Genomic DNA, 8,885 nt, shown 5'->3' on the forward strand with positions numbered 1-8,885 from the left:
TACAACAATTAGTATTCTATCCAAGACATCTGAAAAACGTCTTGGATAGAATATATTTTTTACGATTCCTGCTTTTTAAATGCTGCAAACAGTATCAAAGACAAAACACAACCTACTAAAACAGTGATCCCCATAAAGTAGAATCCACCGACAAAACTGCCTGTATAATCTTTTATCCAACCAATCGCAATAGGCGCAATAAATCCGCCCAAATTACCAATAGCATTGATAAAAGCAATACCAGTAGCCGCAGCACCACCTACAAGAAACATTGGCGGAATTGTCCAAAAAATAGGCATGCAACCATAGAAGCCAATAGCACTGATAGAGATGAGAGCAATAGAAACACCTAATCCACTATTCAGAGCACCGCAAATAACCAAACAACCACCAGCTAATATCATGGCTCCAATCATATGCCACTTACGTTCCATATGCTTGTCAGAACTCCAGCCAATTGCCAGCATACCAACAGCTGCAACCACAAAAGGAACAGCACTAATCAAGCCAATCGTTGTAGTAGCCAGATCTCCACCAAAAGACTTAACAATCTGTGGAAGCCACATATTTACACCAAATACACCAATAACCTGAGATACATAAATAATGGCCAAAATCCAAACCTTAGGATTCAGCATAGCTTGGAAAGTAGAAACCTTTTCTTTTGCTACAACTTGTTGCTTTTCTTTTTTCCAATTCGTCAATCAAAAAATTTCTTTCTTCGGCAGTTAGCCAGTTAGCCTTTGAAGGATTATCAGTTAAATACGACAATGCAATCAAACCAACAATAACCGTTGGGGCACCTTCTAAAATGAACATCCATTGCCACCCTGCTACCCCCATCATTCCGTCTAACGTAAGCAGCCAACCAGATACTGTCGAACCAATCATCAAAGCTAATGGTTGAGCAAACATGAAACGAGACGTAATTGATCCTCTATATTCTGCTGGAAACCATTGTGTCAAATAAAAAATAACGCCTGGAAAAAAGCCAGCTTCTACCGCTCCAAGTAGAAAACGCACCACTAAAAATTGTGTTGTAGTTGTAATAAATGCCATGCTAGCAGAAATACAGCCCCATACAGCTAACAACAACCCCAACCAGATTCTTGCCCCATATTTATTTAACCCTAAATTACTAGGAACGCCAAAAATTAAATACCCAATAAATAATATACCAGCGCCATAACCAAAAGTAGTGGCAGTCAATCCAAGATCTCTATTCATCTCCAAAGCAGCAAACCCTAAGTTAACGCGGTCAATATAGTTAAGCAAATAACAAAGTACTAAAAAGGGAATTAAACGCCAGGTTACTTTTGTAAATACCCTCTGTTTCATTTCTTCCATTGGACTATGCCTCCATCAACATTTATAAATTTTTTAGCTTATCGTATTGAACAACTGCACCTTGTGCACCAGAACCAGCAATTTTGCAATATAAACCTAACCAACCTTTTTTGAACTTAGGTTCCGGCCTTTTCCACTCAGCCAACCGTTTCGTTATTTCTTCATCATTTACAAGAAGATTCAATGAGCGGTTTTCAACATCAATTTCAATACGATCACCATTTTTTACAATAGCAATAGGACCGCCTTCAGCAGCTTCTGGAGAAATATGTCCTACAAAACATCCATTATTTGTACCGCTAAAACGTCCATCTGTAATCAAAGCAGTTGTTTTAGCCAAACCTCTACCATATAAATACTTCATGGCCTTGAACATTTCGCGCATGCCTGGGCCGCCTTTAGGCCCTTCATAACGGATAACTACAACATGACCATCTCGAACCTTACCAGCTAAAATTGCTTCTTCAGCCGCTTCTTCAGAATCAAAACATATTGCTTCTCCTTCAAAATGCTGCAGGCTCTTATCAAACGCTCCTGGTTTTGTAATACCTGTATCCGGAGCCAAATTACCGCGAAGAACAGCCACTCCACCTTCATACCCAAAAGGTTCATCCATCGTTTTAATAATATTATTATTTTTAGGATACTGATATACGTGACTCTCTGTATTTTCCGCTACGGTATGAGCCGTAACTGTCATCGCATTCGTATAAATGATGGAACTCATTTCTTCAAGCAGTTTGCTGACCCCACCAGCTTGATAAAAATCAATCATGTTATATTCTGAAGCAGGATTAATCTTAGCTAACTGCGGCGTATGTCTAGATAATTCATCAAATTCCGACAAAACATCAATATCTAGCTCTGCTTCACGAGCAATAGCAGTTAAATGCATAACTGCATTGGTACTTCCACTCATGGCCAAACAAATTTTAATCGCATTGCGAATACTTTCATTTGTAATAACTTGCCGAGCAGTAATTCCTTTTTCAACAAGTTCCATGATTTTTATGCCGGTAGCTTCTGCAATAGATAATCTGGCAGCTGAATAAGCTGGAATAATACCTCCATCAGGCAAGGTCATACCTAACGCTTCGGAAAGTGCACACATCGTGTTTGCGGTTCCTAAATACGAACAAGAACCACATGTTGGACAGGATAAATTTTCTAATGTTCTATATTCTTTCTCTGTAATTCTATTAGCAGACAACATGCCATATGCTTCTGTACTTGAAGTCTGGTCAGATTTTCTGCCATCAAACACTATTCCACCTTCCATTGGTCCGCCAGGCAATAAAATGCAGGGAATATCTAAACGAGCTGCTGCCATCAACATGCCTGGAACAATCTTATCGCAGGAACCTAATAATACGAGTCCGTCGAATAAATTAATCTGAGCCATCGATTCAACAGAATTAGCTATCAGTTCTCGAGACGGCAAAATATAATGCATACCATCATGACCTTGCGCAAAACCGTCACAACCACCAATAACACCAAATTCAACAGGAGTACCTCCAGCTCGATAGATTCCATCTTTTACTCGTTGCGCCACCTGTCTCAAATTAAAATGTCCTGGAACACATTCACTCCATGCATTAGCTATACCAATAATTGGACGTTTTAAATCATCTGTAGAAAATCCCATTGATTTATACGTAGCACGATAATATTGGTTGTGCAATCCTTCGAGAATTTTTTCACTTCTCATCATTTCAGACTCCTCCTTTTTTTCTTAAATACGTATTATTTCGTATATTCGTCTTTATGCCACTAGTATATCACTTGAAGCACATTAATATCAATACATGGCTTCCAATATATTTTTTTAATATCGCATTTTAATTTTTAATACAAATAAATCATTAGTATACCAAACAATTACGATATTTAGTAATTTTAAAATCTAATTGTGTTAAAAATTATCACTAAAAAAGAAAAAACGAGCCCAATTATATATTTGAACTCGATTTTCCCCTTTCGGATACAGTATCAGCAACCCATTAATTCAGACATTGTTATTTTTTTAACATAACAGCCTTTCCGTCAGTTACAACAACGCCATCTTGATTTGTTACGACAGTACTCAAAATAAGACGGTGTTTTTCAGGAATCTTTTCGATGATAGTCGCCGTGCAGGTAATCGTGTCGCCGATGCGTACGGGAGCTTTGAATTTCAATTCTTGGGAGCAATAAATCGGCGTACCGCCGTGCATGGCTTTCGTCATCGTCGTCGAAATGATGCCAGCAGAAATCATGCCGTGGGCAATACGGCCCTTAAACATCGATTCTTTAGCGATTTGTTCGTTGACGTGCATGGGGTTGAAATCACCTGTAATACCAGCAAAGGCATATACGTCCGATTCACTGATTGTCTTGCCGAAGGTAGTCGTGTCGCCTACCTGCATTTCATCATACGTTAATTCTTCCTTCATGATACATCACCTTTCTATCATACCATACAATGGCAACCATAAGCGCGGAATGGCTCACCGCAGCAAGCTGCCGGAAATGACCATGCGTTGTACCTGGTTCGTTCCTTCGTAAATCTGCGTAATCTTCGCGTTGCGCAGCAGCCGTTCTACCGGGTATTCGCGCGTGTAACCGTAGCCGCCGAAGATCTGTACGGCATCCGTAGCGATAGCCATGGCCGCATCGGAAGCGTACATCTTAGCCATAGCGGCTTCTTTAGAATAGGGAAGGCCTGCGCCTTTCAAATATGCAGCGCGGTACGTCAGCAGACGAGCGGCGTCGAGACGGGTCGCCATGTCAGCCAGCATAAAAGAAACGCCCTGGAACTTACTGATGGGCTTGCCAAACTGCGTGCGTTCCTTCGAGTATTGAACGGCCGCTTCCAAGGCCGCCTGGGCGATGCCGAGAGCCTGAGCAGCTACGCCGATACGACCGCCATCTAAAGATGTCATGGCAATTTTAAAGCCCTTGCCTTCTTCGCCGAGAAGATTTTCTTTTGGTACAACGACGTCCTGGAATACTAATTCCATCGTCTGAGAACCATGAATACCCAATTTATGTTCCTTTTTGCCAAAAGTAAAGCCCGGCATGCCTTTTTCCAAAATGAAAGCGGAAATGCCTTTTGTACCCTGAGACTTATCGGTCATGGCAAATACGACGTAAATATCAGCGGCTCCGCCATTGGTAATAAATATTTTGCTGCCGTTCAGCACGTAGTGGTCACCGACTTTTTCAGCATGAGACTGCTGTTGTGCCGAATCGGTGCCGGCATTGGGTTCTGTCAAGCCGAAAGCGCCTAATTTCGTGCCTTCTGCCAAGGGAACCAAGTATTTTTGTTTTTGTTCTTCCGTGCCGTATGTAAAAATAGGCCATGCGCAAAGGGACACAGACGCAGCGTAGCTGCAGGCAATGGAATCATCTACGCGAGCCAATTCTTCATTTGCGAGAATATAGCTCATGTAGTCTCCGCCGCCTCCGCCGTATTCTTCCGGAAAGAAAATCCCCATTAAGCCCAATTCGCCGAGTTTATCGACGATGCTGCGGTCAAATACTTCTTCTTCGTCACGCTGGTGGACTGTCGGCGCAATTTCCTTTTCGGCAAAATCGCGGACCATTTTGGTTATCATTTTTTGTTCATCTGAAAGCTGGAACTCCATTATTCTGTTATCCCCTTTCTCCCTTAATGAATTTTGTTTATATAATCAAGTAATTAGAAGCTCTGCCGGTGCGAAAGATGGAGCGTTTATCATTGCGTGGACAGAGCTTCTTTTTACTTAATTACCCTTATTTGCCTGCCATTTTAGCGTATTTGGCATAGCGTTCCTTCGCTTCGCGGATCGTCTTTTCATACAATGCTTCTGCACGTTCCGGGAAGTTAATCTGCAAGCGGTTGTAACGGTTTTCACCGCGCAGGTATTCGACCATTTTGTCGGAATCCGGTTCCGGAGAATCAAGCTGGAACGGATTCTTGCCTTCTGCCGCCAAACGCGGATCGTAGCGATAGAGGTGCCAGTAGCCGCATTCTACGGCTTTCTTCATTTCAAGCTGCGTAGCGCCCATACCGGCCTTGATGCCGTGTTCGAGGCACGGGCAGTATGCGATGACGATGGACGGACCCGGATATGCTTCGGCTTCGCGGAGAGCGCGGAGCGTCTGCGCCTGGTTGTAGCCCATAGCAACCTGGGCAACGTATACGTATCCGTAGGTCATGGCGATAGCACCGAGGTCTTTCTTCTTGACCTGCTTGCCGCCGGCGGCGAATTTCGCTACGGCTGCCGTCGGAGTAGCCTTGGAGGACTGGCCACCTGTATTGGAGTATACTTCCGTATCCATGACCAGGATGTTGACGTCGCGGTTCTGAGCGATGACGTGGTCGATACCGCCGAAGCCGATATCATATGCCCAGCCGTCGCCGCCGAAGGCCCATACGGATTTCTTAGCCAGGTATTCTTTATTCTGAAGGACGAAGGCTACGTCTTCGTTCGCCGGAACCTGTTCCAATGCGGCGATGAGGGCGTCTGTCACTTCGCGGGACTTGTCGCCTTCGCTGTAATGAGCCAGGTATTCGTCGATAGCTTCTACGGCGACGTTCTGTTCCTTCAAAGCATTCAGGTGAATGCGCAGTTCCTGCTGGATAACGTCCTGAGCGTGGAAGAAGCCGTAAGCAAATTCGGCGTTGTCTTCGAACAAGGACTGTTCCCAGCACGGGCCGAAGCCGCGGTTGTCCGTGCAGTACGGCGTCGTCGGCAAGGAGCCGCCGTATGCGGAGGAGCAGCCAGACGCGTTGGCAACGTACATGCGGCTGCCGAAGAGCTGCGTAACCGTCTTGATGTACGTCGTTTCGGCGCAGCCTGCGCAGGCCGGCGAGAATTGGAAGTACGGTTTGGCAAACTGCAGTTCTTTGACAGTCTTGTCGCTGACAGCTTCCTTCTTGAGATACTGTTCGTCCATAACGAAGCGGTTGAAGTTATCCTGCTGGGCAGCTTCTTCTTCCATGGGAACCATCGTAAGAGCGCCCTTGTCTTTCAGCGGGCAAACGCTTACGCAGACGCCGCAGCCGAGGCAATCGTACGGCGAAACCTGGAGGCGGAAGTTGTAATCGGACAGCTTAGCGCCTTTCGCCTTAACCGTTACGAAGCTTTCCGGAGCGCCGGCCAATTCTTCATCCGTAAGGAGAACCGGGCGGATAGCTGCGTGGGGGCAGGCCATGGAGCAGCTGTTGCACTGCGCGCAGACTTCAGCATTCCAGTGGGGAACCTTGATGGCTACGCCGCGCTTGCTGTATTCCGTCGTGCCGAGAGGCCATGTGCCATCGAAGCAATCATGCTTCTTGAATACCGATACCGGAATAAAGTCGCCCTGCTGACGATTCATCGGTTCCACGATATCCTGAATGAATTCAGGCAAGTGGGACAGATCCTTCGGCGTATCGACAGCATTGGCCCAAGAAGCAGGAACTTCTACTTTTACGAGGCCTTCGATACCAGCGTCAACTGCTTTGTTGTTCTTGTCGACGATTTCCTGACCGCCTTTTTTGAAGTAGCTGTCATAGTTGCCTTGCTTCATCGCTTCCACAGCCATGTCGATAGGAATAACCTTGGTCAGTTCGAAGAACGCAGCCTGGAGAATCGTGTTGACACGTTCGCCCAAGCCGATTTCACCAGCTAATTTTGTAGCATCGATCGTGTAGAACTGAGCATGTTTATTGTACAAATCGCGTTTCATCTTGGCCGGCAGCTGCGTTTCCAACTCTTCCGCCGTCCAGGGACAGTTCAGGAGGTATACGCCGCCGTCTTTTAATTCAGCCGTCGTATCGTATTTATGAACGTATGTCGGAGCGTGGCAGCCTACGAAATCAGCCGAATCGACGAGGTACGTCGCATGGATGGGCTGATCGCCGAAGCGGAGGTGCGACTGGGTCAGGCCGCCGGTCTTCATGGAGTCGTAGGAGAAGTATGCCTGGGCATATTTGTCTGCCGTCAAGCCGATGATGGTAATGGCGTTTTTGTTTGCGCCAACCGTGCCGTCGCCGCCGAGGCCCCAGATCTTAGCAGCTGTCTGGCCTTCGTAGGACAATTTGATCGGTTCGTCTGTCAGGGACGTATTCGTTACGTCGTCTACGATGCCGATGGTGAAGTTGTTTTTCGGCTGAGCCTGTTCCAAGTTCGTGTATACAGCGGCGATCTGAGCCGGCGTCGTATCCTTGGAAGCCAAGCCGTAGCGGCCGCCGACAACGACGATATCGCCGCGGCCAGCCTGAATCAGGGCGCTCTGTACGTCTAAGTACAGCGGTTCGCCGATGGAGCCCGATTCCTTCGTGCGGTCCAGTACGGCAACCTTTTTGCACGTAGCCGGAATAGCTTCGGTGAAGTGCTGTACGGAGAACGGACGATACAAGTGAACCTGTACCATGCCGACCTTCTTGCCCTGAGCGTTGAGGTAATCAACAGTGTCGCGGACCGTTTCCGCCGCCGAACACATGACGACTACAACTTCTTCCGCATCGGGAGCGCCGTAGTAGTTAAAGAGTTTATAATCGCGGCCTGTCAATTTATTGATTTCATCCATGTAATGCTGTACGACGCCGGGAATGGAAGCGATTTTTTCGTTCGCCCCTTCTTTGCACTGGAAGAAGATATCCGGATTGACCGTCGTGCCGCGTTCATAGGGATGTTCAGGATTCAAGGCGTTTTTGCGGAAGGCGTTCAGCTGATCGTAGTCGACGAGTTTTTTCAATTCGTCGTAGTCCAGCGCTTCGATGCGCTGCATTTCGTGAGATGTACGGAAGCCGTCGAATACGTGCATGAAGGCATAGCGTCCGCCGATTGCCGCTAAGTGCGACACGGCGCCCAAATCCATGACTTCCTGCGGCGACGAAGACATGATCATGCCGAAGCCGGTGGAACGGCAGGCCATGACGTCGGAGTGATCGCCGAAAATAGAAAGAGCGTGAGCGCTGACCGTACGGGCGGCAATGTGGAATACGCCCGGCAGGAATTCGCCGCCGATTTTGAACATCGGCGGAATCATGAGCAGCAAGCCCTGAGAAGCCGTGTAGGTTGTCGTCAGAGCGCCGGCCTGCAGCGAGCCGTGGCATGTGCCGGCCGCGCCTGCTTCAGACTGCATTTGAATAACATCAACCGTATTGCCAAAGATATTTTTCTTTCCCTTAGCAGCCCATTCGTCAACCTTTTCAGCCATAACTGACGACGGCGTAATGGGGAAAATGGCAGCTACTTCCGTAAAGGCATACGATGCATATGCGGCAGCAGTGTTGCCATCCATTACAACATAGTTTTTCTTCATGATGTAATAGTTCCTCCTTTTTCTAAATGACATGTAAAAACAAGTTCCGCATACAAAAACTTTAGTGAATTACTTTTCATTCAAGGCAATCATTTTTTCATTAGTAAGCATGTCGATTTTGCCCGTTTTTATTGTTCTTATATACGTCTTTATTCTTATATTCGTTATTCTATCATTTTATAAGAAAAAATTCAATGCTTATAAATAATAAAACCATATATAATGCATAAAAAACATGGAACAACTTATAATCATATAAT

At 46.1% G+C, this 8,885-nt stretch carries 6 protein-coding genes; all 6 read right to left on the reverse strand.

Annotated elements, in window-relative coordinates; genetic code table 11:
- Window positions 1-59: 59 nt before the first annotated feature.
- A complete protein-coding gene (locus E0L13_RS11980; RefSeq protein WP_168062182.1) occupies window positions 60-704 on the reverse strand; it encodes an MFS transporter in 645 nt (214 codons plus the stop codon).
- A complete protein-coding gene (locus E0L13_RS11985) occupies window positions 625-1,347 on the reverse strand; it encodes an MFS transporter (RefSeq protein ID WP_168062184.1) in 723 nt (240 codons plus the stop codon). Before E0L13_RS11985 ends, E0L13_RS11980 begins: the two co-directional genes overlap by 80 nt.
- Window positions 1,348-1,369: 22 nt before the next feature.
- Window positions 1,370-3,061: a dihydroxy-acid dehydratase gene (gene ilvD / locus E0L13_RS10230; RefSeq protein ID WP_198947397.1), complete on the reverse strand. Its 1,692-nt coding sequence runs from the start codon at window positions 3,059-3,061 to the stop codon at window positions 1,370-1,372.
- A 304-nt stretch (window positions 3,062-3,365) separates the two neighbouring features.
- Complete coding sequence (locus E0L13_RS10235; RefSeq protein ID WP_095629410.1) at window positions 3,366-3,782, reverse strand: MaoC family dehydratase; 417 nt, start codon at window positions 3,780-3,782, stop codon at window positions 3,366-3,368.
- A gap of 54 nt (window positions 3,783-3,836) precedes the next feature.
- A complete protein-coding gene (locus E0L13_RS10240; protein WP_095629411.1) occupies window positions 3,837-4,976 on the reverse strand; it encodes an acyl-CoA dehydrogenase in 1,140 nt (379 codons plus the stop codon).
- 127 nt (window positions 4,977-5,103) lie between these two features.
- Window positions 5,104-8,625, reverse strand: a complete 3,522-nt coding sequence (gene nifJ / locus E0L13_RS10245; protein ID WP_095629412.1) for a pyruvate:ferredoxin (flavodoxin) oxidoreductase — start codon at window positions 8,623-8,625, stop codon at window positions 5,104-5,106.
- Window positions 8,626-8,885: the final 260 nt, after the last annotated feature.

The organism is Megasphaera sp. SW808, assembly GCF_012027795.1.
In the GTDB taxonomy this organism is placed as follows: Bacteria; Bacillota; Negativicutes; order Veillonellales; family Megasphaeraceae; genus Megasphaera; species Megasphaera stantonii.